30 protein-coding genes are annotated in these 24,757 nt (G+C 47.3%); 8 read left to right on the forward strand and 22 right to left on the reverse strand.

All coding sequences use genetic code 11. The features are described from left to right. Window positions 1-97: 97 nt before the first annotated feature. The 5 genes from AC58UW_RS10880 to AC58UW_RS10900 form a co-directional block, all read right to left on the reverse strand. Complete coding sequence (locus AC58UW_RS10880; RefSeq protein WP_497420692.1) at window positions 98-1,030, reverse strand: manganese-dependent inorganic pyrophosphatase; 933 nt, start codon at window positions 1,028-1,030, stop codon at window positions 98-100. A gap of 126 nt (window positions 1,031-1,156) precedes the next feature. Further along, complete coding sequence (locus AC58UW_RS10885; RefSeq protein ID WP_497420693.1) at window positions 1,157-1,531, reverse strand: GIY-YIG nuclease family protein; 375 nt, start codon at window positions 1,529-1,531, stop codon at window positions 1,157-1,159. Between the two features lie 10 nt (window positions 1,532-1,541). Beyond that, entirely contained in the window at window positions 1,542-2,297 is a 756-nt protein-coding gene (locus tag AC58UW_RS10890; protein WP_497420694.1) for a DUF2087 domain-containing protein, read from the reverse strand. Between the two features lie 537 nt (window positions 2,298-2,834). Continuing rightward, a complete protein-coding gene (locus tag AC58UW_RS10895; protein WP_497420695.1) occupies window positions 2,835-3,284 on the reverse strand; it encodes a DUF6157 family protein in 450 nt (149 codons plus the stop codon). 34 nt (window positions 3,285-3,318) lie between these two features. Then, window positions 3,319-4,158, reverse strand: coding sequence for an HAD family hydrolase (locus tag AC58UW_RS10900; protein WP_497420696.1), 840 nt, complete (start codon window positions 4,156-4,158; stop codon window positions 3,319-3,321). Window positions 4,159-4,239: 81 nt separating this feature from the next. Between AC58UW_RS10900 and AC58UW_RS10905 the strand changes: the two genes are divergently transcribed. From AC58UW_RS10905 to AC58UW_RS10920, 4 genes are all read left to right on the forward strand, one after another. After that, complete coding sequence (locus AC58UW_RS10905) at window positions 4,240-4,998, forward strand: alpha/beta hydrolase (protein ID WP_497420697.1); 759 nt, start codon at window positions 4,240-4,242, stop codon at window positions 4,996-4,998. A gap of 173 nt (window positions 4,999-5,171) precedes the next feature. Next, window positions 5,172-5,948, forward strand: a complete 777-nt coding sequence (locus tag AC58UW_RS10910) for a threonine/serine exporter family protein (protein WP_497420698.1) — start codon at window positions 5,172-5,174, stop codon at window positions 5,946-5,948. 2 nt (window positions 5,949-5,950) lie between these two features. Further along, window positions 5,951-6,376, forward strand: a complete 426-nt coding sequence (locus AC58UW_RS10915) for a threonine/serine exporter family protein (RefSeq protein ID WP_497421183.1) — start codon at window positions 5,951-5,953, stop codon at window positions 6,374-6,376. A 152-nt stretch (window positions 6,377-6,528) separates the two neighbouring features. Beyond that, window positions 6,529-7,227 carry a class I SAM-dependent methyltransferase gene (locus AC58UW_RS10920; RefSeq protein WP_497420699.1) on the forward strand — a complete coding sequence of 233 codons (699 nt, stop codon included), beginning with the start codon at window positions 6,529-6,531 and terminating at the stop codon, window positions 7,225-7,227. A gap of 2 nt (window positions 7,228-7,229) precedes the next feature. Here the strand turns inward: AC58UW_RS10920 and AC58UW_RS10925 are convergent, their stop codons facing one another. The 11 genes from AC58UW_RS10925 to hrpB form a co-directional block, all read right to left on the reverse strand. Beyond that, window positions 7,230-7,583 (reverse strand): hypothetical protein, encoded by a 354-nt coding sequence (locus AC58UW_RS10925; protein WP_497420700.1) that lies wholly within the window; start codon window positions 7,581-7,583, stop codon window positions 7,230-7,232. A 158-nt stretch (window positions 7,584-7,741) separates the two neighbouring features. Further along, entirely contained in the window at window positions 7,742-8,074 is a 333-nt protein-coding gene (locus AC58UW_RS10930) for an ASCH domain-containing protein (RefSeq protein WP_497420701.1), read from the reverse strand. A 75-nt stretch (window positions 8,075-8,149) separates the two neighbouring features. Further along, window positions 8,150-8,305, reverse strand: coding sequence for a hypothetical protein (locus AC58UW_RS10935; RefSeq protein ID WP_497420702.1), 156 nt, complete (start codon window positions 8,303-8,305; stop codon window positions 8,150-8,152). Between the two features lie 98 nt (window positions 8,306-8,403). After that, a complete protein-coding gene (locus AC58UW_RS10940) occupies window positions 8,404-9,405 on the reverse strand; it encodes an aldose 1-epimerase (RefSeq protein WP_497420703.1) in 1,002 nt (333 codons plus the stop codon). 205 nt (window positions 9,406-9,610) lie between these two features. Then, window positions 9,611-11,098 carry an L-arabinose isomerase gene (araA, locus tag AC58UW_RS10945; protein ID WP_497420704.1) on the reverse strand — a complete coding sequence of 496 codons (1,488 nt, stop codon included), beginning with the start codon at window positions 11,096-11,098 and terminating at the stop codon, window positions 9,611-9,613. A gap of 41 nt (window positions 11,099-11,139) precedes the next feature. Continuing rightward, window positions 11,140-12,819 (reverse strand): ribulokinase, encoded by a 1,680-nt coding sequence (locus AC58UW_RS10950; RefSeq protein WP_497420705.1) that lies wholly within the window; start codon window positions 12,817-12,819, stop codon window positions 11,140-11,142. Window positions 12,820-12,886: 67 nt separating this feature from the next. Further along, complete coding sequence (locus tag AC58UW_RS10955) at window positions 12,887-13,996, reverse strand: GntR family transcriptional regulator (protein ID WP_497420706.1); 1,110 nt, start codon at window positions 13,994-13,996, stop codon at window positions 12,887-12,889. 410 nt (window positions 13,997-14,406) lie between these two features. After that, on the reverse strand, window positions 14,407-15,051 hold the full coding sequence (locus AC58UW_RS10960) for a class I SAM-dependent methyltransferase (RefSeq protein WP_497420707.1): 645 nt from the start codon (window positions 15,049-15,051) through the stop codon (window positions 14,407-14,409). 37 nt (window positions 15,052-15,088) lie between these two features. Further along, window positions 15,089-15,352 (reverse strand): hypothetical protein, encoded by a 264-nt coding sequence (locus AC58UW_RS10965; RefSeq protein WP_497420708.1) that lies wholly within the window; start codon window positions 15,350-15,352, stop codon window positions 15,089-15,091. Between the two features lies 1 nt (window position 15,353). After that, the gene (locus AC58UW_RS10970; protein ID WP_497420709.1) at window positions 15,354-16,085 is read right to left on the reverse strand and encodes a hypothetical protein; all 732 of its coding nucleotides are present in this window, start codon (window positions 16,083-16,085) and stop codon (window positions 15,354-15,356) included. A 43-nt stretch (window positions 16,086-16,128) separates the two neighbouring features. Then, a complete protein-coding gene (gene hrpB, locus AC58UW_RS10975) occupies window positions 16,129-18,618 on the reverse strand; it encodes an ATP-dependent helicase HrpB (RefSeq protein ID WP_497420710.1) in 2,490 nt (829 codons plus the stop codon). Window positions 18,619-18,812: 194 nt separating this feature from the next. On the opposite strand from hrpB, the gene AC58UW_RS10980 reads away from it, so the two are divergent. After that, window positions 18,813-19,067 carry a YpbS family protein gene (locus AC58UW_RS10980; RefSeq protein WP_497420711.1) on the forward strand — a complete coding sequence of 85 codons (255 nt, stop codon included), beginning with the start codon at window positions 18,813-18,815 and terminating at the stop codon, window positions 19,065-19,067. 222 nt (window positions 19,068-19,289) lie between these two features. On the opposite strand, the gene AC58UW_RS10985 is transcribed toward AC58UW_RS10980, so the two are convergent. Genes AC58UW_RS10985 through AC58UW_RS10995 form a run of 3 tightly spaced genes read right to left on the reverse strand, consistent with a single transcriptional unit; the run spans window position 19,290 to window position 20,546 of the window. Next, a complete protein-coding gene (locus AC58UW_RS10985; protein ID WP_497420712.1) occupies window positions 19,290-19,928 on the reverse strand; it encodes an NUDIX hydrolase in 639 nt (212 codons plus the stop codon). A 38-nt stretch (window positions 19,929-19,966) separates the two neighbouring features. Continuing rightward, on the reverse strand, window positions 19,967-20,221 hold the full coding sequence (locus AC58UW_RS10990) for a DUF2164 domain-containing protein (protein WP_497420713.1): 255 nt from the start codon (window positions 20,219-20,221) through the stop codon (window positions 19,967-19,969). A 16-nt stretch (window positions 20,222-20,237) separates the two neighbouring features. Next, entirely contained in the window at window positions 20,238-20,546 is a 309-nt protein-coding gene (locus tag AC58UW_RS10995; RefSeq protein ID WP_497420714.1) for a Dabb family protein, read from the reverse strand. A 200-nt stretch (window positions 20,547-20,746) separates the two neighbouring features. On the opposite strand from AC58UW_RS10995, the gene AC58UW_RS11000 reads away from it, so the two are divergent. The 3 genes from AC58UW_RS11000 to AC58UW_RS11010 all read left to right on the forward strand — a co-directional run bounded on the left by AC58UW_RS11000 (window position 20,747) and on the right by AC58UW_RS11010 (window position 22,483). After that, window positions 20,747-20,923: a hypothetical protein gene (locus AC58UW_RS11000; protein WP_164819703.1), complete on the forward strand. Its 177-nt coding sequence runs from the start codon at window positions 20,747-20,749 to the stop codon at window positions 20,921-20,923. 146 nt (window positions 20,924-21,069) lie between these two features. Next, window positions 21,070-22,059, forward strand: coding sequence for a YpdA family putative bacillithiol disulfide reductase (locus AC58UW_RS11005; RefSeq protein WP_497420715.1), 990 nt, complete (start codon window positions 21,070-21,072; stop codon window positions 22,057-22,059). A 121-nt stretch (window positions 22,060-22,180) separates the two neighbouring features. Continuing rightward, a complete protein-coding gene (locus AC58UW_RS11010) occupies window positions 22,181-22,483 on the forward strand; it encodes a hypothetical protein (protein WP_497420716.1) in 303 nt (100 codons plus the stop codon). Window positions 22,484-22,544: 61 nt separating this feature from the next. Here the strand turns inward: AC58UW_RS11010 and AC58UW_RS11015 are convergent, their stop codons facing one another. The 3 genes from AC58UW_RS11015 to AC58UW_RS11025 form a co-directional block, all read right to left on the reverse strand. Then, on the reverse strand, window positions 22,545-23,108 hold the full coding sequence (locus AC58UW_RS11015; RefSeq protein WP_497420717.1) for a DNA-3-methyladenine glycosylase I: 564 nt from the start codon (window positions 23,106-23,108) through the stop codon (window positions 22,545-22,547). Between the two features lie 81 nt (window positions 23,109-23,189). After that, a complete protein-coding gene (locus tag AC58UW_RS11020; RefSeq protein WP_497420718.1) occupies window positions 23,190-23,996 on the reverse strand; it encodes a TatD family hydrolase in 807 nt (268 codons plus the stop codon). Then, entirely contained in the window at window positions 23,993-24,757 is a 765-nt protein-coding gene (locus tag AC58UW_RS11025) for an ABC transporter ATP-binding protein (protein ID WP_497420719.1), read from the reverse strand. The genes AC58UW_RS11020 and AC58UW_RS11025 overlap by 4 nt, the downstream gene beginning before the upstream one ends.

The raw sequence follows: 24,757 nt of genomic DNA on the forward strand, positions 1-24,757 counted from the left end.
TCATTAAAATCACTTCTATCATACCAAAAGATTGCGCGATCACCAAAAAGACACCGTCCACTTGCGTGAACGATGCCTTCGCTATGCCGTTACAAGCTTACAGATTGTTGAAAATGTCCGTAAGAACAGGAACGATTTGAGATTTACGGGAAACTACACCTTTGAGAAGCGCTTTGTTATCGGAGAGTGTCACACTGTACGCTTTTTCAACTGCTTCCGCTTTGCGTCCAAGGGCAAGACCCACGGAATCATTGTTAAGAATATCTGTAACAACGAATAGGAACAAATCCAAGTTCTTCTCTGCAATGATGGTGTTCAGTGCAGCTTCGATTTCGGCTTGCTTCACAAGTACATCCTTGACATCCACCGCGTTAACTTGTGCGATTTCAACTTTGTAGCTGCCCATTTGGAACTCTTTTGCGTCCAAGGAGATCAATTGTGCAATGGTTTTGTCGCTCAGATCAGCGCCGGCTTTCAGCATGTCAAGACCATATACTTCAGCGTCTACGCCAGCAATAGCTGCAAGCTCACGAGCTGCTGCAACGTCTTGCTCTGTGCAAGTTGGAGATTTGAACAACAAGGAATCTGAAATGATAGCAGAAAGCATCAAGCCTGCAATGTCCTTATCGATGGAAACGCCGTTTTCTTTGTACAATTTATTCAAAATCGTTGCTGTGCAACCAACAGGCTCTGCACGATAGTACAGCGGGTGGCTAGTCTCGAAATTCGCAATACGATGGTGGTCGATTACTTCCACTACACGCACTTGATCAATATCCGTAGCGCTTTGCTGACGCTCAACGTGGTCAACCAAGATCACATTCACAGCTTCATTCGCAACCGTGTCAACTTGACGAGGCGCTGCTACTTTAAATGTATCGAGTGCAAATTGTGTTTCACCATTCACGGCGCCTAGACGAACGGCTTCAACCTCTTGGCCAAGCTTCGTTTTCAATGCTGCATAAGCAATTGCTGAAGTGATTGAATCAGTGTCCGGATTTTTATGTCCGAAAATAAGTGTTTTTGTCATGATACGACTCCTTATTAGTAAAAGTGTAGTAAGAGTTTTCAATCTCTACCTACGATTATACTAAAAATTCTCAGTAAATCCATTACTAAACCAAAACCTTGAATAGGAATGGAGAAATGACCCGGATTATACAGGCTTTCGCTTATTATAGCCGCGATCATCATAAGGCTGAAGCTGTTCCAGCCATTTGTCTTCCAGCTTCCTCAAGGCGTCGTCCTCGTCGAAATACCCTGTTTCCTTGACTTCAAGTACTTCCAATACCTCTATTTCAAAGACGCTGCTCCCAAATTCGTTCAATTCCAATTGCAGCGCATGATTCATGTGTTTGCCCATATCAAGCTCCATTCGTTTGCCATTCATGGAACGTAAATTTTTTGTGCTCGAGATCCATCTCTTATCGTTCACCGTATTGCGGATTTGAAATACACCGGATTCCTTTTTCGTTTCTTTATATATTTGCTGAAGTTCTTGTCTCCGTTGATTCGATTCTCTTTTTGTCATGTTCTCATCTTCATCCTTTCAACCAATATTGGCTGCCATCTGGTTCGCGGTCCAGAAAGCCATATTCAATTAGATACCTGCGGACTTTCACATAGTCGTGAAACACCGGCTTTAATAACTCATTGACTTCCTTTTCTGCATAAAAGCGATCCTGTTCAAATCGTTTGGCGATTTCACGCAGGACAACAAACTTGTGTTTTTCTTGCTGCGAAAAGGAGATGAGCTTTCCCGAAGTGCCTTCTGGGAAATACTTTTTAATAATCTGCTCATACTCATTTTGTGTTACATTGTATCGTTCATCCACCATCGTAGCCGTTTTATGAATGTCTACAAAGGTTGGCGCATGCTGATCTTTTTCTTTCAATAGCTCCATCATCGTTAGAAAAACTTTGGCCTGCCGTTCTTTTTCTTTCAGTCCAAAGCGATGATTCCGAATGGTCGAGGCGCTGCCAATCCCGAGTTCCTGCTGAACCTCACTATCGTTCTTGCCATCATAGAAAAGCTTCAACAAACTATTCTGATGATCAGTCAGCCCGGTGAGCTTTTTGTCCAGTCCGATTAAATAGTGAAAAACCGAAATATGCGCATGCTGGATATGCCATTTCATATAACGCTCAGCTTCATATAGAACTCCGCTTTCCGGATAAATAATCCCCGCTTCTGTCCGCTTGCCGCAAAACAGACAAGTATAGCATTCATTCTCCTTCATGTAGCCGCGCTTCCAGTCGTCGATTGAAGCCTGCCAAAACTTATCAGACACTTCCACAACAAACACTTCCTCAAATTGTTTAGTAATTCATAGACATTATATTATTTCGTTTATAAAAATGTCAACAAAACACAAAAATACCGATTCAGGCCATTGTGCATATCATGTCATCGTTATCAGTTAGATTGAATGACTCTAGAATCACTATTTCCCCGATGCGTCGATGTTTGTAAGGCTACCATTCAATTTTATCTAACTTGTAAATTAACGCCGATTACTCCTGTTATATACTCCATTCGCTCCATTTTTGTGCAAATAACTGGAATTTCTACCACTAATTTCACCAAATCAAGCAGATTTAGGGTAACATCGACGATTTAACTGGAGTTTCTGCTGCTACTTTCATTCCCTGCCGCAGATCGGCCCAGAATAACGGTGCTTTTTCCATCTAGTTCAGCAGAGAATTCTTTCTAGATCGCCCGCTTGAGACCCATCCGCTCCAACTGCTGTAAAGTTGTTTTTCACGCCACTATAACCCCCACAAATACAAAAAAAGGGGTAACCATCGATGGTTACCCCCAAAACATATACATCTCATCCGCGAGAACTGCGCATTGCAAATAAAAGCTTAAGCCCATCTGGTTGGTGTGTCCCTGCTTCGACAAACTGCTGGTACGCTTCCGATTCCATCAGGTAGATTGCTATTTTGCCTTCCTCATTGTAGTGAACGCCCCAACCGTGCTTCTTCGGGAGCATGGATGCTCGCAAACAGGGGTGGTTTTTGGCAAACAGCGCCTCACGAATTTCTTCTCCGTGCAGCTCGCTTTCCGTCTCTGGAATCTGTTTATGCTGCAGATGTACCGCATAAATGAGATCGCCTTGCGTGAATTTGTACGGATTTTGGGACAACAGCTCATATTGAATCCGGTGAGCTGTTTTGCCTTCCTTTTTCATCGGCGGCACGACTCCCATCTCAACTGGGCAATCCGCAGCGACTTGAATGAACGTATTCGTGTAACTCATGTGTTCATCGTTATAAGGCATAAGTTAATTCACTCCTTTACCCCCATTTCCTCCATTATACCCCCATTTTCAAACGAGCTTCCACATAGGCGGCGACGCCGTCCTGATCATTGCTCGACACGACTTCATCTGCCATGTTCAGAATCTCAGAATGCGCATTTTCCACGGCAATTTTGCGGCCAGCAGCACGAAACATACCGATATCATTGAGATTATCGCCAAAAACCGTGATATTGTCGGACGTGCAGCCAACGTGTTTTGCCCATAAAAGGAGCCCTTCCTGCTTGTTCGCCTTCGGATGGCTGAATTCGAGAAAATAATGATTCTCAATATAATTGTCTTTCATCATATGAATGTGTACTTCTGAGCCAAATGCAGTAGTGACGGCCTGTTTTAGCGGCTCTAACTCCTCCAGCAAACCAATATATGTGATGAGCAGCGTTCGTAAATGTGGTGGACAGCTCAGCTCCTTCACTTCACTGAATCTTGGATCATTCGGTCGACTAGCAGCAAACTGCAGATCCCCTGTTCTAATCAGCTTTTCATGCAGGACCTTTTCCTGATCTTCATGGTCTAATGCGAATAAGAGTGGAACAAATCCTCTTGATTTACCGATAGCTAAAATCGATTCTGTTCGTTCCCGGTCAAGAAAGTAACCGTCTAACACGTGTTCATGCACAGGGTCGAATAGTAAGGCCCCATTGTAAAGTACAAGCGGGTATCGCCAAGGAATTTGAGAAACAACGGCCGTTGAGCTTTGATAACTCCTTGCTGTTGCGTAGCTGATGACCGTTCCAGCATCTAATGCTTCAGTGATGACACGGACACTGTAGCCGGATATGGTGGCATTTGAGCGAAGCAAAGTTCCGTCTAAGTCAGTCAAATAATAATCCATGTTCATCATACCTCCTCAAATAGACTTTCTTGACACGTCACCCATTGAATTGATAACCTACTCAGCGAGAGGTGATGGATCGTGAAAGCTTTCAAACGCCACTGGTGGAAAGGTGGGTTAGCCCTGCTTGTCATTCTGGCGGGATTAATCTACTGGTATTTGAGACCCTACCAACCTAGTCTTACTGCTTTGTCTGCCATGCAATCGACGGGCGAGATAACGGTCAGTGATGAGGTACAGGTTATACGTTTTGAACCCAAAGTACCTGTGCAACCCAGCATCATTTATTATCCCGGCGGTCTCGTGAAGCCCGAGAGCTATGCAACCTATGCCCAAGCATTTGCGCAAGCAGGTCATCGTGTTTATATTGTGAAAATGCCAATGAATCTGGCGATTTTCGGCGGAGACCGCGCTCAGCCGATTATTGACTCGAAGCATGCGGATGAGACTTTTCTGCTTGGCGGGCACTCCCTTGGCGGCGTGATGGCCGCTCGATATGCCGCTGCGCATGCCAGCGAATTAGAAGGCGTGTTTTTACTTGCTTCCTATCCTGATCCAAAAGGAAGCTTAGTTTCGTCGAATTTGCCTGTGTTCTCCATCGTTGGTTCCAATGATGGAGCTGTTAATATGGCTGCGTTAACAAAAGCAAAAAGCGATTTACCCAGTACGGCTGAATATCATACGATCCGAGGCGGGAATCATTCGCAATTTGGCAGCTATGGCTTTCAAAAAGGAGATCATCCTGCAGACATTTCTGCGGAACAACAATTGGATGAGACCATCAAGCTGCTGCTGGATTGGGAAAAAACGGCTGTTCATCCTGCCCAGCGATCACAATAATAGGAATGTACCGTATAAAAAAGGGGTTGTCCATCAGGTTGTCATAACCTTATGAGACACCCCTATTTTTTTCGCTATTTACGAGATGTTCACCATACGTTAGGCTTGTCTTAGGAATTACTACCATAATGTATTATACTTTGGTCAAATACGAAAACAGGAGACAAGCAATGATGGAAACTCTCCCACCAACTAATTATGAAATCGCTCAAGTTTGTTTGCTCGCCGGTAAAATTATGCTCGAAAATGGCGGAGAAACCTATCGTGTTGAAGATACCATGACCCACGTTGCAGAAGGCTTTGGCATCCCTAACTCGCATAGCTTCGTCACACCCACCGGCATCATCTTCTCTATCGATGGGCCTGCGCAAACGACAAGACTGATTCGAATTTCGACGCGATCAACCGATCTTCATAAAGTAACCGTCGTGAATGCCATCTCCAGACGCATCAGCAAAGGAGATTTAACGCCTCAAGAAGCCTATCGCCTGCTTTCAGAGATCGATGCAGCCAATACCAGCTTTCCGACTTGGGTGAAAATACTTGCCGCCGCGATTGCGAGTGGTTGCTTCTTAATCATGTTCAAAGGGATGTGGCATGACTTCCTGCCGGCATTTGTTACAGGAGGGGTAGGTTTAACCTTCCTCGGTTATTTTAATCGCTTAGTTCGGATTAAATTTTTTGCTGAATTCCTGGCCTCATTATTCATAGGAGCGTTGGCTTTTTTATTCGTACACATAGGGTTTGGCCATGATTTGGATACGATCATTATCGGCTCAGTGATGCCGCTAGTTCCAGGGCTTCTCATTACGAATGCGGTGCGGGATTTAATGGCAGGGCACTTTGTGTCAGGCGTTTCCAAGGGGGCTGAGGCTTTTTTAACGGCTTTTGCCATCGGGGCAGGCATCGCCTTCGTATTATCCTTTTACAACGGGGAGGGCATGGTGTGAATATGCTTGGACAGCTCGTCACTAGCTTCATCTCAACGGCAGCATTTGCCATCTTATTCAACGTGCCAAGAAGTACTATTATACAATGCGGATTCATAGGAATGGTTGGTTGGATGATGTACATCTCTTCACAATTGATTCCAATAGATCCAATTTTGGCAACTCTTATAGCGTCTTTCTTGGTCACTGTCATTAGTCAGTTTTTCGCGAGACTATACAAAACTCCGGTCATTGTGTTCAGTGTCGCGGGCATTATTCCCTTAGTACCAGGCGGCCTAGCCTATGACGCGATGAAAAATGCCGTCCTCAATCATTACGATCTTGCCGTGCAGCTGGCTGCCAAAGCCTTCATGCTCTCTGGCGCAATCGCGATCGGACTTGTCTTCTCCGAAGTGTTGAATCAGCTTTTTCGCCGCCGGGCAAAATAACCCATTTCTGACCTATCACAATAGGTCGCAGAACCTTCATAGGTGTAACCTATAAAGATGATCGGATTTATATCTTAGATTTTTCCTTCTTTTCCCTATAAAATAGTCCCAAGAAGCAAGTACCGCCAAACAATGATACGGAGATGATCCCCATGATTGAGAGAAGCAATGACCAGCTGATAACGAAGTTCGATGAGATCGCCGAGAAATATGACGGCCAACGAAGGAAGCTCATTCCCTGCTTTGATGATTTTTACAGGACAGCCACTTCACTTGTTCAGCCGCAAGCTGCTTCACCGCGTATTCTAGATCTTGGCGCTGGAACGGGACTCTTCTCCTCTTTTATCCTGGACAATTATCCGGATGCAAATCTAACGTTAATTGATCTCTCCCAAGGGATGCTAGACATCGCAAAGCTGCGATTTGGTGAAATGAGCGCAAATTTGACGATCCAAGCAGGAGATTATACCGCTTTTGATTCGGATGAACCTTTTGACTGTGTCGTATCGGCCTTGTCCATTCATCACCTGGAGGATCGCGCCAAACAGAACCTATATGAGAGGATTTTTAAGCTGCTCAAACCTGGGGGCATCTTCGTAAATGCGGACCAAATCCAAGGGGGATCTCCTTTTCTTGATCACTTGTACCGCGCGGATTGGGAAGCGAAAATAGAGGCCACTGACTTAACACCCGAAGCGCTTCAAGCTGCCTACGAAAGAACCAAGCTGGATAAAATGGCACCTCTTGATCAGCAGCTTGCTTGGCTTAAAGCCTGCGGCTTCGCAGATGTAGACTGTGTCTATAAATATTACAATTTTGTCGTCATGTTTGCTCGGAAACCAGAGGCTTAACCTTACCAAAACGAAGGTTTCGCCACCATGAACCACATCATCGACAGCGTAATGATCACATACCAGATTAACGCGCTGCGTAATTGGTTCACCAATACATTCCGATCATCATGTGGTGCACGAAGCTTTCGCAGCAGCGGTGAAAATGCCCGCGCAATAAAATACAAGGAAGCAACCATGATAAGCACCGTGAAAACGATCCATGATGTTTTCCATGTCCATGCGGTTAGCCAAGTAAGCAATATTCCGGTTGCTACCAATACATGTCCAGCATGTTTCGTCAGCCGTACCGTAATGCGGAAGGGCTCCAAAAACTCAGGCAGGAGCTCAAACGGCGCTGATCTTATTTTAGCCAATAACGGAAATAACACAAAATAAGGGCCAATGCTGAGTACAACACTAAAAATATGAATATATAAAAGCAATATGTACCAGGACAACTCCATCATCCATTCTGTCGAAAAATTCAATAAAACAGTGTAGATTCTACGATCCACACTGTTTTTTTCATCTCTTATTCGGCTTTTTGAAATTCGTGTACCCAAACTTTCATTTGCGGCAGCCAAGGCATACCGGGATGAATGGATAAGATACTGTCGCGATATTCGTCAATGGTTTCATGTCCTTCAGCTTTAGCATCTTCCACTGTCAGATCGCCAAGCGATTGCTGGTAGACCTTTGTTACAGTAAAAGAAGTACCTTGCAGGTCCATCGTTTCACCGATGTCAGCATAACGTCCGTTGCGTCTGCAAGCCGTTTTTTGGCCGGCTAATACTTTGCCAACCTCAGCTTCTTTGGTCACAAGGCGGTCAATGGTACAAGTTTTTGGCGGTAATGTTTCGTTCATCGTTGTTTCCCTCCTTTTTCCAGTACTCATTATAACGAATGAGATCCGATTTGTCGAACGACCCGGATTCCTACTCTACTCCCTGAGTGCTTCCTTAAGTTTCGTAGACATGCTGTCCATCGATCCGGCTGTGTGCCGTTTAACTCCGCGAAGCTTGGTTATTTCCTGCTTAAGCTTCTCGTTCTCCAATTTCAATCGTTCATTTTCTGCGATTAATTGTTCTTTTTCCATGATGTTCACCTGAGCTTTCGATAAAAATGCCCCCTCCCCGCTAGCAGAGCATCACGCCTGATTCTCTCCATGCGTCAAAAGGGGGCTGACTTATTGCCTTATTTCTTCAATTCAATCGTATAAAGGCGGGCTGACTCGCTCCAAACTTCGCCCGGCTCCAGACTCACTAGACCAATTTGATCAGCTGGCAAGTCGATATTAGGAGCATTAACCAAATTCATTTGTGGCTCCGGACAGAAGAAGCCTTCTGTAGCGCCATTATTCCAGATCATCCATTGTTTATAGGTTGTGCCCACGTCATACACAAGTTTGACGCCTTCGCGAGCGTCTGTCAATTCCATGTAGTTACGTCCATTTTGTGGAGCTGTCGTGTAGTGATTGTCCATCGACTCGAAGAATGGGGATAAGCCCCCGACTTTCATCTTCGCTTCCTCACTGGATAGCGGTTGATACTCGCCAGTCGGCAGCATTCTCTCGCTCATTTCCCAACGGTTGCCGATGGTCATTTTGAAGCTGTAATCCGATGCTTGCGAATTCGGCGCAAAAGGCGCATTGATCGTCGTATGGTAAGCAATTAGGCAAGGCATCGCTTCTTGACCTTCATTATGGACAGAAATATGCTGTTGCAAACCGAATTGATTCAGCACATAAGTCAGGCGGATCGTGAACTCGAACGGTAAATACGTGTATACGGAATGTCCTTCTCTTACTTTAAGCGCTAAAGTGACGCTGCTGTCGCTTTCATTAGCGCCAAATCTCTCCACTTCCCAAGGGATATCATGGACAAAACCATGCAGATGATTGCCCGTTTTCGGCTCGTTGACTGGAAATTGAAAAACGTTTCCCTTCCAAGGGAACTTCCCGTCTTCGTAACGGTTTGGCGGAAATAAAACAGGAATACCATGTATAATAGGACGTGCTTTAAACGCTTCCATTTCATCTTGGGATGGCTCACGCAGAAAGCGGTATTCCTTCTCATTGTCTCTAAAAGCAATCAGGTTCGCGCCAATTTCCGGCAAAACGGCTGCTTCATAACGGCCCGCTTGCAGCCAAACCGCTTTCTCACCTTGGAATGTTCCTTCGTAGGCTTTCGTTGTCATCTGTGTAATCCTCCTAATGCGATGCCCATAATTTGGACAGGCTCATATGATTTTACTTTAAAGCATGAGAAACAAGGAAGTCAATGGATGAAAATTGTATCGATATCGACAAAAGTGACTTCTTTATTCAGGCGGAAAAAGAAAACCGTCTTCCCTCAGGGGAAGAACGGTCCTCATTGTACGTACATTTGAACGGCTTGTTAGCCTAGCGCTTCCAAGCCGCTTCGCCCCAACGCAGTTCGTTCCGGAACTGCATCGCGGATGTGTTTTTATTAATAATCACAACTTCAATACCAACCAATTCCGCCCAATCTACAAGCTGCTCCGTACTTACCTGATAGGAGAAAACGGTGTGATGAGCCCCGCCTGCATAGATCCACGCTTCTGCTGAATCACGAAGGGACGGCTGCGGTTTCCAAAGAACGCGCGCCACTGGCAGCTTAGGCATCGCTTTCACTGGTTGTACGGCATCCACTTCGTTTATTAACAACCGGAAACGGTTGCCCATATCGATGAGGGATGCATTCAGCGCTGGACCGGAAGCTCCGTCGAAGACAAGGCGCGCTGGATCTGCTTTCCCGCCGATGCCAAGCGGATGTACTTCGATTGTTGGACGTGTCGCCGCAATCGTCGGACAAATTTCCAACATATGAGCGCCAAGTACAAGCTCCGCACCAGGCTCCATATGATAGGTGTAATCCTCCATGAAGGAAGTCCCTTTATTGCCTGCGATAATCTTCATGACACGAGTGAGCGCTGCTGTTTTCCAGTCGCCTTCGCCGCCGAAACCGTAGCCTTGCGCCATCAACCGCTGAACAGCAAGCCCAGGCAGCTGCTTCAGACCGTGAAGATCCTCGAACGATGTCGTAAACGCACCGAATCCGCCCTCTTGCAAAAAGCTTTTCATACCAAGCTCAATGCGCGCTTGCTCACGTATCGCCTCACGCACTGGCCCTGCCGAACGTCCCTCGGGTGTAATATCATAAGCTTCATTGTATTCATCCATTAATTGATCCACTTCTGATTCGGAAATGTCTCTTACGCGCTGAACCAGATCGCCGACGCCATAACCATTGATAGACCAGCCAAATTTAATCTGCGCTTCGACTTTATCCCCTTCCGTCACAGCCACTTCGCGCATGTTATCGCCAAAACGAGCTACTTTCAAGCTGCGGCCTTCAACAAAAGCAACCGCTGTGCGCATCCATCCCGCAACACGGGAGAGGACGGCTGGATCTTCCCAGTAACCAACAACAACTTTACGGGAAATGCCCATACGAGCTCCAATAAAGCCATACTCGCGATCGCCGTGCGCCGCTTGATTGAGGTTCATGAAATCCATATCAATCGTTTCCCATGGGATATCACGGTTGAATTGGGTATGTAAGTGGAGCAGCGGCTTGCGGTACTCAGCAAGGCCGGCTATCCACATTTTCGCTGGAGAAAATGTATGCATCCAAGTAATGATACCTGCACAGTTGTCATCCGCATTGGCATCCAAACACAGTCTGCGAATCGCATCCGGCGTCGTCAAAACTTGTTTGAACAAAAGCTTACTAGGTATCGAGGGATCACGGTCAATTCCTTCCGTAATCTGTTTCGAATGATCCTCTACTTGAAGTAATGTTTCAGGTCCGTATAAGTGTTGACTTCCGGTTACAAACCAAAACACCTTTTCTGCTGAAGCTTTCATGGCAATTTGCCTCCTTGGATAATGGGATGGATGAATGTGAATTAGTGCCGAGCTTCCTCACGGATTGCACGAAGGCGCTTCATGACATCGTTCTCTCCGCGTCCGAAATAATCGTGCAGCTTGCTGTACTCTTGGTAAAGCTTCTCGTAAACTACGACATTTTCTGGGATAGGTTTAAATGTATCTGTACGTACACGCGCCATTTTTTGTGCGGCATCGACGATATTATCGTAACCGCCCTTAGCTGCGCCTGCGGCAACGGCACCGAACATCGCAGCTCCTAGCGCCGGCGTTTGTTTGGAATCTGCGACTTTGATCTCGCGATTCGTTACGTCCGCATAGATTTGCATCAGCAAGCGATTTTTTTGCGGTAGCCCGCCGCATGCGTACAATTCCTGTACCTCAACCCCATTATTGTGAAAAGCGTCGACAATTTTACGAGTTCCATAAGCTGTAGCCTCAAGCAGCGAACGATAAACCTCTTCCGGCTTTGTCAAAAGCGAGTAACCAAGAATAAGGCCATTAAGCTCCGTATCTACCAGCACGGATCGATTTCCATTCCACCAATCCAACGCAAGCAAACCTGTTTCACCTGGTTTGTAAGCGGATGCATGACGTTCCAGCCATTCATGCACATTCGTTCCTTCTTGCTCAACCGCAGCTTGCACATAAGCAGGTACTCCCTGTTCCACGTACCAGGCAAAAATATCACCAACAGCTGACTGCCCAGCTTCATAACCCAAATACCCCGGGATGATGCCGTCTTCAACAACACCGCACATGCCTTCAACTTCCCGCTCCTCTGTCCCAAGAAGCATATGGCAAATCGAAGTTCCCATCGCCATCACTAATTTTCCCGGCGTTACAACACCAACACCCGGTACAGCCGCGTGGGCATCGACATTCCCTACAGCAATGGCGATGCCTGGCTGCAAGCCCATCATTTTAGCCATCGCTTCTGTTAATTCACCGGCTTTGGTGCCAAGTGCTACAACCTCGCCGCGCAGCTTCGTCTCTGTTACATTTTCCAAACGCGGGTCCAACGATTTGAAGAACTCGTTGCTTGGAAAGCCCTTCTTCTTATGCCAAATTGCTTTATAACCAGCCGTGCAGCTGTTACGCACAATATCCGAAGCGCCTGTCATTTGCGATACAACCCAGTCTGTCGCTTCTAAGAAACGATCCGTCTGCTCATAAATGTCAGGAGCTTCATTTAATATTTGCCAAACCTTCGCAATCATCCACTCCGATGAAATTTTCCCGCCGTACCGAGGTAGGAAATCTTCGCCTCTGCGCTCAGCTATTTCATTAATCAGGTTCGCCTCGTCTTGAGCGGCATGATGTTTCCACAGCTTCACCCAGCTATGCGGATTTTTCGTCAACTCAGGATTGAAGCAAAGCGGCTGACCTTGTGTATCCACAGGAAGCATCGTGCATGCTGTGAAATCAATGCCAAGACCGATGATATCGGCTGAATCTACACCGGAAGCTTGCACAACCGCAGGTACTGATCGCGTAAGCACATCCAGATAATCTTGCGGATGCTGAAGCGCCCAGTCATATTCAAGTTTAATGCCGGAAATCGGCAGTTTCTCGTCAATCACATTGTGCGGATAGGGCGTAACATGATCTGCAACCTCTGTGCCGTCACTCAAATCAACGAGAACGGCGCGTCCGGATTCCGTTCCGTAGTCAACGCCAATTGCATACTTCTTAGACATAGAGAACCTCCTTTGATTTTCCAATCTCTATGTCCAGTATAGCACTTGTACGTACAAGTTGACTAGATTAATTTTCTCCTCCACGAAGGCGGATCGTAGACTCCCTGACAATGAGTTCGGGCTTATAAATTTTGCCTGTCTCTCCGCCCGTTACTCGCTTATTTTCAATCATATCAATCAAAAGCTCAGCAGCATCTGTGCCTAACTCGGTTTTGGGATGCGAGAGTGTCGTTAACTTCACCTCGGTCGCCATCGCTAAAGATGAATCGTCAAAGCCCACTAACGAGACATCTTGAGGAACTTGAAGCCCTAACGTACGTACAGCTTCAAGTAAATGCACAGCGAGCTCATCGTTATAGCAGACGAAAGCTGTTGGACGCTCGTCCTCATGAGCTAGCAACGCGAGTGCATGCTCGTAAGGCTTCTGCCTTTTTTCTTCTGTTGTGTAGTGGGTGACGAGTTCCGGTAATAATGGGATCTGGTAGTGGTGGTGGGCGCGAATAAATCCTTTTAGGCGATTGACCCCTTGCAAATCATCCGTCTTGAAAAACCCGGCAATCTTGCGATGTCCCAGCTCAATCAGATGCTGCGCCGCCTTGAAGCCGCCCTCTTCATCGTCAACTACCAAAGACGGACAGTTCATCTCAGGATAGCGTTCATTGATCATCAAATACGGAATATGCTGATAGTCGAGCGAAAGATAATAGTTGATATTCGGGTTGCCTTCCGCGCTTTTGGTAGGCTCTATAATCAGACCGCTTAGGGGCTGGCTTAACATCATAGTTAAGCTTTCCTTTTCCTTGTCCTTATCATTGTCTGTTGACGACAAGACGAGTCTGTAGCCTCTTGCACGTAAAGCCGATTCTGCCCCTCTCACAATATGAGGAAAAATATAATCGGATATGTATGTGGTCAGGATGCCGATTGTCTGTACATCACGACCTTTTTGCGTTTGGGGCGTAGATACGAACGTTCCTTTTCCCTGCATCCGGTACAACCAGCCCTCTTGCTCAAGTTCGCCAAACGTCTGGCGCACCGTTTGGCGGCTCATCTGAAACTGTTCAGCAATTTCGTTTTCCGAGGGCATTTGATCGTTCGGCTTCAGTTTCCCCGTGTGAAGCCACGTTAAAATTTCCTGTTTAAGCTGCAAGTATTTCGGCATTTGCTTTTCTTTCATGGTTCCGTTTCACCTCAGGCGTTTGATTCTGAACGTATTATAACACTCGCTTAACTTGTATGTACATATTGTGAGGATGTGTAAATGCATGACTGGCATGACGGATTAAACCCCATCATAGGGTGTTAGCTACTTTCACATGGATGTAGCCTCAGCCTAAATTAGAGGGAAAATACGGCGTTAATCGGAGGAACTTCGATCCTGGGAATGATATAGCGGGAGAAACTACCTTTAAATTGTCGCTAGTGGACGAAATTCTTTGGAGAAAGTTGAAATTAACTGGAGAATGTACAGCTAACTGGGATAAAGTGGATAATTTAAAGGAAATAGCTGGAGTAATCGGCGTTAATCAGAATGACAACTACAAGTACAATGACAAGTACCATCCACTCAACAAAAAACCCGTGAAATCACGGGTTGAGTTGCTTGCTCTTCGCGATGATCGATTGGTAATCGGGCTGCAGATCCGGCATCCGGAGCACGTTGAAGCGCTCAATATCGAACACCTCACTCACTTTCTGCTGAATATGCTCATCCTCATAAAAAGCGAAAAACCTATGTGGACTGTAAGAGTCGTCCTCCCAGATCCCTTCGCTTTCGTACCCTCCATAGAGTCCCAAATAGAAGAAACCGTCAGGCTTGAGCACGCCTTCTACGTTCCTGAGTACTTGCAGAAGGTTATCTTTCGGTACATGCAGCAGGGTATTCATTGACCAAACCGCATCAAACGACGCAGGCTGCAGTTCCAAGGCGAAGAAATCCATCACGTACGCTTCGAGTCCTTTTTCACGACAAATGACAATCATCTCTTCAGACAAATCGATGCACACCACCTCGCAGCCGTGTTCCCGCAAATAGTCAGCTTGATGACCCGGACCGCTGCCAAGATCTAACACACGCTTGCTGCTGCCACCAGCCTTTTCCAATCTTGCTAGGAACCCGTCAAGCTCGTCTATTTTCCAATACGACATCGTCTCCCCGTTGCGCCTTCTAGCCTGCTGGTCATAACTTGCCTTCAGCACCAGTTTGACTCCAGAATCAATCGATGAATCCAAGCTCATCATCCCCTCATGTCTGAGTCTCGCATGCCAACTATTTTTCTAAAACCTGAAGTCCCGTATTCACGAGCAGATCGAACCACTCGTCTTCTTCCAAAAGCTCTTCTACTGCTTCAATATCCTCTTCTTTACCGGATTCACTCAAAAAGTTCAGCGCGTAACTCCAATCGTCCTTGTTGCGCATGCTTTGCAGCGTAATTTCATAAGGATGCTCGTGCCCTTCTACGCTGAACTGAACATGGCCAAGGTATCCCTCCGCTTTGCTGTGTTCCATGTTTGCTTTTAAAATAGTAATCATCTTAATTTTCATCTTCCTTTTCTATAAAGTGTTCCTGCCTTTGTGTCAACCACGACCAAATTGAATCAATTGTCGTTTGCAGATTCGTTGTATCCTGCCATATGTAGGGATTGTGATCTCTAAAATAATCAGCATGTCCGCCAATCATTGGCAAGGTTTTCCTGTGAATGGGTGCATGCTTCAAGCGATGCCAGCGTAATACGCCAAAACGAGACTTGATCCAGCCTCCCCACGTACCCAGCCGCGGAATTGGGTCCACCTTATGGTCCATTTGATTGACTCCGTTTACATATAACACCCGATCTTTCAATTCGGGAGGAATCGCACATTTCGGCGATCCGATTTGGATCACCCCAAGAACTGGGATGCCTGCCTTCATCAAAGCTTCTGCTGCCTGGACAGACGCCACAGCACCTGCACTGTGTCCAACAAAAAGCAAGGTCTGACCTGGGCGCAAGTGGCCTGTGATCAACTTTGTTAAGCTTTTGCCGCCATATCGCGAAGGCTTCTTGTGAGCATTATTCCACAGATCACTCATAATTTCGCGAAGCTGCTTTTGGCGTTGCCGACTCCAATCCCCATACGGAAAATGAATGACAACACGGGCACGCGCACCCGCCTTTTCAAAGCAAGCCGCGAGAGCCGCGCCAAACCTGTCCAAAAAATCAGGAGCCGTAGCAAAGCCGGCCGTTATATAGATGACGATTTCCTCCGATTCGGAGTGAACGGTCATGGATCACTCAGTTCCCTTCAAGGCACAATGTGTGCCAAATAAGTCAAACTCGCGGTTTCGCCCGATTGGTCGGCATAGCGGCCATCGGATCGTCCGGCCAATAATGCTTGGGATAACGGCCTTTGAGATCTTTTTTCACCTCAAAATAGGCCTCGCGCCAAAAGCTCGCCAAATCCTTCGTCACCTGAACGGGACGCTGTGCCGGCGATAATAGATGCAAGGTAAGCGGCACCCGTCCTTTTGCAACTCGCGGGGTGTCAGCCAAACCGAACATTTCTTGCAGACGCACGGATAAAGTCGGCGATTCTGCTACGCTATAATCAACGGGAATGCGCGAACCGCTAGGTACCTGAATGTGCGTTGGCGCCCAATCATCCAACCATCGCCGCTGCTCCCATGTTAGCATTTCTTCTAATATAGTTGTCAAGTTAAGCCGCCCAAGAGCTCCCTTACTTGTCATCCCGTATAGATTCGGCGCCAACCAATCTTCTAATGCCTCGAGCAGCGCTTCTTCGCGCATATCCGGCCATTCGCCTGCATGACTATGATGCAGAAAAACAACTCGCTCCTGCAGCTGACGCGCACTGCGACTCCATGGCAGCAGCCCGAGCGACTCCGCCCGAATGCCTGTAATCAAAGCTTGTACGAGCAGATCAGGATTAGGCTCCTGCAAGGGCTTCTCTTTAAGAATTATTGCGCCTAACCGAAGGCGTTGTCTGGCTTTAACGGCTCCAGCCGCTGAATCCCAAAGTACTTCCTGTTCCTGCAAGAGGCGATCTCCGAAGGCTTGCAGCAGATCTTCCTCTTGCACGGGGGCGGCTAAAAAAATGCGGCTTTCCGCCCCGTTGTCATCCAGCTCGGCCGCGACGAGATATCGCTCATTCGAGAGCTCCTGCAGCTCAGGCAGCACGGCGCCACGCCCGCTGCTGAGCAAGAACCGCCCGGTCGATCGCCGCTGCGCGACGCGATCGGGGTAGGCGAAGGCGAGCAGCAAGCCGCTCGCCGATACCCGCTGCTCGCCCCTCCGTATGCCGAGCAACTGCATCAAACCTTTGGCCTCCGCCGTTATCCGGCGGCATAAGCCAAAGTCAACGTCCGCGCGCTGCTCGCCCTGCGCAGCGCGCCAAAGCACTTCGATGCGGGTGCGTACATCCGCATCACGGCCCCGAGCGCCCGCCAGGATGTCGCGCTCGCTCAGCATCACAGCGAGCTCGCACGCCTGCGCGCCGAGCTCAAGCGGCATGGCTTGCAGCACCATGTGCGCAAGCCTCGGGTGCAGGCCTAACGCCGCCACACGCTTCCCGTGCGGTGTTAGGCCGCCGTCCTCGTGCAGCGCGCCGAGCTGCACGAGCAGTTCCCGCGCCTGCTGATAAGCGGCAGCAGGCGGCATGTCCAGCCAGACCAGCTCCGCTGGGTCTGTCACGCCCCAGGCGGCCAGCTCGAGCGCAAGCGGCGCCAGATCCGCTTCGCGGATCTCTGGCGTGGAGCTTGGCGCCAGCTGCCGCTGCTCGGTCTCGGTCCACAGGCGGTAGCACACGCCTGGACCGAGACGGCCGGCCCGGCCTCTGCGCTGATCCGCAGAGGCTGCGGACACGGGCACCGTCGTTAGGCGAGTCATGCCGGTGCGCGGTGAGAAGCGCGGCACCCGCATGAGACCGCTGTCGATCACAACCGTGACCCCTTCGACGGTTAAGGAGGTCTCGGCGATCGAGGTCGCGAGCACGACCTTTCGGTGCCCTGGAAGACTTGGCGTCAGGGCACGATCCTGCGCTTCCTGTGCCAGATTCCCGTAAAGAGGTGCGATTTCCACCTCTTTACCTAGCTGCAGCGCCGCAAGACTGCCAGCCACTCGATGGATTTCTGCTGCGCCCGGGAGAAATACGAGCAGGCTGCCTTCATCCATTTGTAAAGCTTGGCGAATACTTTTGACCACCGTGATTTCTAATTTTTCCTCTTGTTTCGTATGCAAGTAATGCGTTGTAACGGGATAAGCGCGCCCTTCACTTTCAATAATCGGAGCCTGATCCAGCATCTCCGCTACAGGCTCTGCTTCAATTGTCGCCGACATGATGAGAATTCGCAGATCTTCCCGCAGAAGCGTTTGGGATTGCCGGCTAAGCGCCAAGCCCAAATCTGCATGCAGGCTTCGCTCATGGAACTCATCAAAAATGACAATCCCTACCCCTTCCAGGGCAGGGTCTGTTTGAAGCATGCGGGTAAGGACTCCCTCCGTGATGACTTCAATCCGTGTGTTCGGACCGACACAGGTATCATTTTTCACGCGATATCCAATGGTCTGTCCAGCAGCTTCACCCAATAGTCTCGCCATATAACGCGCCGCAGCGCGGGCTGCCAATCTCCTAGGCTCCAGCATTAAGATCTTCTGGTTATGCAGCCATGCTTCTTGCAGAAGGGCCAGCGGTACTTGCGTTGTTTTCCCTGCACCCGGCTGAGCAACCAGCACTGCGCACGCATGGGTTCGCAATGCCTCTTTCAATTGCGGCAGCACCGATTCTATCGGTAATGTCATCATTTCCTTCACTCCGAGCTGTCAATAAGTCTTAAAATCGCTTGCTCTGCACGCTTTTATTTGTTTCCAAGTCCATCTCTCCAAAATGTCTGGATATTGTCGAATATTATTCGAAATTACGCTTGTAAAAACTGTTCCTGACCCACTCAATCGTGTATACTGTAGGAATATCTGGTCACGAAAAGGAGAACTTGAAGATGAATGTACACGAAGCAATAACCAAACATTCGACTGCACAGCATCTGCACCTTGTGCGCTTTGCAGAACTGGATGCGCAGCGCGAAAGTGCGATTGATGCAGCTGTTGAACTGTGCAAAAGCGGACAGCCGTTTACCGTTGATGCGATCAATGCGGTTACGGCTCTAATCATCGCCCATGCCAAAGAAGGTATTTCTCCTCTGCGTTCTTATGTAACCGAGGACATGGTACGTGATTACGTAAACAAAGGGTAGGGAGATAAAGATCGATGGGAATTCTCACATTTATTGCAATGCTAGTTATAGGATCGGCCTTTAGTGCCGGATTCTTGCTTTTGTTTAAACGTAAAATCGCGTTTGGAATTGTTTGTTTCGGGCTCTCCATCGCAGGTTATATCGTTTACTCCTACATAGCGCATAAATACTTCGTCTAAATCGTTTTGGAGAACCGGTCGGCTTAACCGATCCGGTTCTTTTTCATAGGAACAGCTCGTTTTTCTTTAACGTTTGAAAAACAAGATCATAATAAGCGGCTGGATGTGGGACCAAATCCTTCAGAGACACGAGCAAACTCGCTTCTTCAAGCTGTCCGTTTCGTCCTGTTTGATAACCTGCAGCTTCTAATTGCCCGATTTCCCCATGCACCAAACGCTCTAACCCCGCTGCACTCACTTTAAATAAACCCGTTACCTCATCCGCTTGTAAAACATAATTGTCCAGAGATTGGTCGCAGCGATAGATAAAAACATGGCAAAACTCACGATCAATGAGATGCTCGGACATCAGATCTTCTTCCGCAAACAGCCCGCAGGGTATCAGCTCATTGAACTCCACAGTCAAGCCCAGCTCTTCCTTCAGCTCGCGAGCGCCATCTTCTACGGTTTCCCCCGCTGCCAGATGTCCAGCGCAGGAAATGTCTAGCAGATTCGGAAACAAATCCTTATCTGGATGTCTTAGCTGAAGCAGCAGCGCTGGATCTTCGTTTTCCAAACTTATAATCCAACATTGAAAAGTAGCATGCCATAAACCTTTCGCATGAACTTCGGAACGTGCCGCTTGTCCAAGCCAATTCATTTTCTCATCATAAATATCAAACGTTTCTTCTGACTTATTCAACGTGCTCCGTTCCTCCTCAGACCAACATGACAAACACGCTATCTGCGCGTTTTTTTCGAGATTTTCATCGCGTACAGATCGTCTTCCAATACACTCATTCTATCCAATAAGGTTTTGCTAGCATCTTCTATCGCCTGATTATAAATTGGTGCCGCCAATTGTTGGATCATATAATCTAACAATTGTTCAGCCGCTAAATTTCCCATAGTAACACCGTGATCCGCTTCCATGTGTTCCTGCAAATCACTGATCAGCATGTCTTTCTCTTCCTTCGGTAATTTCAATGATTTCATTGTGAAGTTCAGCTCCTTACTCAAATAAGGTTAAATCAATTTCTTGAAAACGGCTGACTTCTTTTACCCAACGCTCTGCCACATATTTCGTATGTACGGGATGAACATTGTACGCGTCATAGGCCGCTTGATCTGCAAATACCATTGAAAATCCAAAATCGTAATCTGTCCTGGCACTCACTTGACGAAATACTTCAAATTGCTCCACGCCAGGAATTGCCGCAAGCTCTAGCGCGCTTCCTCTGAGAAATTGCTCCGCTTCCGGAGTGTCCTTGCCAACTTGCAAATTAAAAACAACCATATGTTTAATACGCTTTGAATTCATCGTCTCATGTCTCCTTTTTTATCCAACTTCACTTATTATAGCGGATTTTGCTGGAGCGAACTACTCAACCCTGAGATCAGCTTTCATGGACAGCTCCAGAGAGTTTTTTCGCATCGCTTCCTCATTATGGGGAATAAAATAACCCGCAAGTGTACACGTTAAGGCTGAACGTTAATCTGACGCAGAAAGGGTGACAATCGGTGGAAAATAAAAAACATACAGGCAACTACAAAGGAACAACGAATATGAATGCTAAAAATCAGGACATGGAGTTCGTGAATGACACGTTAGAAAATGCACCTAGCATAACCCCCGTCAATCTAGCTAAAGACGATATTAGCGAAAGCGATGAGGGGCACCAATTGAATCAAAAGTAAGTCAGGCAGCTTAAATGAAGAGCAGAGTGCTTTTCCGAAACTTATTCGGTCAGCACTCTGCTCTATTTTGCTTGCCCGAACTTGGCATCCCCCTCAGCTTGCGATACTATAGGATGAGTGAAATGCTAAGAGGAGGTTGTCATACTTTGGAACAAGTTATCGTCATTGGGGCAGGGCCTTGCGGATTGTCCGCCGCTGTCGCTTTGCAGCGCGAAGGGCTTTCCCCTTTATTGATAGAAAAAAGCTGCATCGTGAACGCCATCTATTTATATCCTACGTATTTACAGTTTTTCAGCACGCCGGAACTGCTCGAAATTGGTGGCTACCCTTTCTCCACCCCTCACGAAAAGCCATATCGCCAAGAAGCATTGGTTTACTATAGAGAGGTCGCCAGAAGAGAACAGCTGCGCATTAATTCCTATGAGGAAGTTGTTTCTATTGAACAAGTAGAGACAGGATTTAGCGTCCTTACAGCAGATCAATTTGGCAAAAAGAAGGTCTATACGGCTAAGAAAGTTGTTATAGCTACTGGCTATTTTGATCATCCTAATATGCTCGGAATTCCGGGTGAGGATCTGCCGAAAACGACGCCCTATTACAAAGAAGCTCATCCCTATTCGGGTGCCAAGGTAGCCATAATCGGCGGAAACAACTCCGCTGTCGATGCCGCTATGGATTTACTCCGCGTAGGCGCTGAGGTCACGGTTATTTATCGGTGGAAAGATTTCTCAGCCAATATCAAACCATGGGTCCGCCCTATTTTTGAAGGTATGGTGAAGAAAGGCAGAATCCAGATGTGGTTTGATTCCCAGGTTGAACGTATTGAAGAGCATTCGATCCTGGTGCGAAAAGTAAACGACCGAGTCACGCTTGATAATGACTTCGTTCTTGCCCTTACCGGCTTCCGACCTGATCGAGGGCTGCTGACTTCGCTAGGCGTCGGTTTTCACGAAGAAACGAATGCTCCGATTGTTAATCCCGAAACGATGGAAACGAGTATTCCTGGCTTGTATGTTGCGGGTGTGGTGGCTTCATCCAAATACGATGCGAACGAAATTTTCATTGAAACAGGCCGCATGCATGGTTTAGCGATTACTAAACATATCATGTCCACAAGAAACCTTCAATCTAGCTGATTGAAGGTTTTTTTCTATGAAAATATTTCCTGTTTTTCAGAGATTCCTCTTCCAATGCGAACATTTGTTTGTTATAATGAAAGCAAGAACAAATGTTCCATTTAGATGAGGAGGTAGTTACATGATGAACGCCAGTCACAATTTCCGGTTTATTGAGAGAGATTATTGGTACCATAAGGCATTGTGTGACACTGACCATCTTCTCCCTGGACAGATTGACGCCATGCTGGATGAAGCACATTCTCACTATGCCGATTACACGTTCAAGTTTTATGACGACGGCTCCGTGATTATCATAGACAACGACACGAATAATCGCATCAAACCAAGAGAATTAACCGGTGCCGTTTATGATTTTTATGTGCGCAAACGGATCTATTTAATTAAACATAATTTGATGGAGAAGCAACTTCAATATGCCTGAGTGAAGCACACAAAAGGCCATCAGCTAGGGACTTTGGTCCTTAACCGATGGCCTTCTCCTTTTAATTCACGCCGTGATACCGGAAGCACTTTTGGTTATGATCGTTCACCATGCCAACGGCTTGCATGTATGCATAGCAAATCGTCGAACCTACGAACTTGAATCCACGTTTCTTCAAATCCTTGCTCATGGCATCTGAAATCTCCGATGTAGCCGGCACATGACTCATATCCGTCCAGTGATTCATAATCGGTTGGCCGCCAACAAATCCCCAAATATATGCGTCGAAAGATCCGAATTCTTGCTGCACTTTCAGGAAAGCTTTCGCATTCTGGACCACAGCTGCGATTTTCAATCGATTGCGCACGATCCCAGGATGCAGCAGTAGCTCAGCCAGTTTCTTGTCATCATACTGAATGATGATTTCCGGATCAAATCCGTCAAATGCTTCGCGATAGCCTTCGCGCTTCTTCAATATCGTGTACCAGCTTAAACCAGCTTGTGCCCCTTCCAGATTCAGCATCTCGAACAATTTTCGATCATCATGGATTGGAACTCCCCATTCATGATCATGGTAATTGACATATAACGGATCCTCATTGACCCAAGAGCATCTGACCGTCATTTTATATATTCACCTCATCTAGAAATCGAACATTTGTTCTATTTTATTATAAAACCAATGCGAACAGATGTCCAGCTTCAATTAACCATAGGTAAGGAGGCTGTAAAATTGTTTCGTATTATGCAAGATCGTTTCAGCCACGATGTCTGCCTCCACATCGTGCAGAATCGAAATTTGCTCAATGACAGCATGAATCATTCGCGGATGCGTCTCTTGCCCCTTGAAGATTCCCACGAACGGCCAAGGTCCGTCTGTTTCGACCATAAGCAGCTCAAGTGGATAGCTTCGAACGAGCTCACGGATTTCTTCTTCATAGAGAACATCCAGTGTGATAGAAATATAATATCCAGCCCGAATCATACGCTGTACAGTCTGAGGCGACCCTTTAAACCAGTGAAAATGCGCCTTCTGAATACCATGCTTCTGAAGAAGATCGCAAACAATATCAGCATCTTCATATACCGCATGCAGGACGACAGGTTTTGCTAACTTCGCTGCGAGTTCCAAGAAGCGCTCGAGAAGTTGAACATAAGGGGTATAATCAAGTTGTTCCCCTCTTTCTTCCGCTTCGAGCTTCCGATAGTATGGCAAGCCGATCTCACCAACTGCGACCATGGCATTCGCGCGCTCGCTTATCCATCCTAACAGTTCCTGCAGCTCAGTCTCACGCGGAATCTCTTGCTCGGGATGAAAGCCATAAGCCGCGTAAACCTGCTTGGGCGATTGTAAGCTCAGCTTTTCCGTTGCCAAACAGGAGGTAAAATGTCTGGATACCGCAATCAGCGCCTCGACTTGAGAGTGATCTAACTCCGATATGATTTTCTGAGCTTCAACTTCTTCATACATATCAAGATGAATATGTGCATCAATGGCTTTATTATTGTTCATGATAGGATCTCCTGACGCAATAAGCCCTGAATATGCTGGCGCAGCTCATGAAATTTCGGGTCCATCATCACTTTTTCGTGCCGTGGCCGCTCAAATGGTACAACAAACTCCTCGATCACTTGTGCAGGTTTATTGGAGAGAACATAGATGCGGTCTGATAGGAATATCGCCTCTTCAATACTGTGAGTCACAAATAGAATGGACCGTTTGTTTTGTTCCCAGATATTCAGCAGCCATGTCTGCATCGCTTGCCTTGTTAGTGCGTCCAAAGAGCCGAACGGCTCATCAAGGCACATTACTTCTTGCGGGCTCAACAATGCCCGTAAGAACGAGACGCGCTGCTGCATGCCACCTGACAACACATGCGGCAGTTCGTGCTCATAGCCCCCTAATCCAACCTTAGGCAGCCAATCTCTAGCTTTTTCCAAAGCGGCAGCACGCGATACTCCTGCAACCTCCTGCGAGAGTGCTACATTCGCTTCAATTGAGCGCCAAGGGAATAACGCTGACTGCTGCGGCATGTAGCTGATAAGCCCTTTGGTTCCGGTCACATTGGCCCCATCTAGCCAAACCTCGCCTCCGGAAGGAGCGATGAGCCCGCCAATGATGTGAAACAGTGTGCTTTTCCCGCTTCCGGATGGACCGATAATGGACACGAACTCGCCCTCTTTGACATGCAGCGAGACATTAGTCAGCACGGGGACACGCTGTTTTTTGCCAGCGAACGTGTGATGTATCGCTTTTAGCTCTAATTTGCTCAA

Source organism: Paenibacillus sp. J22R160, from assembly GCF_059692135.1.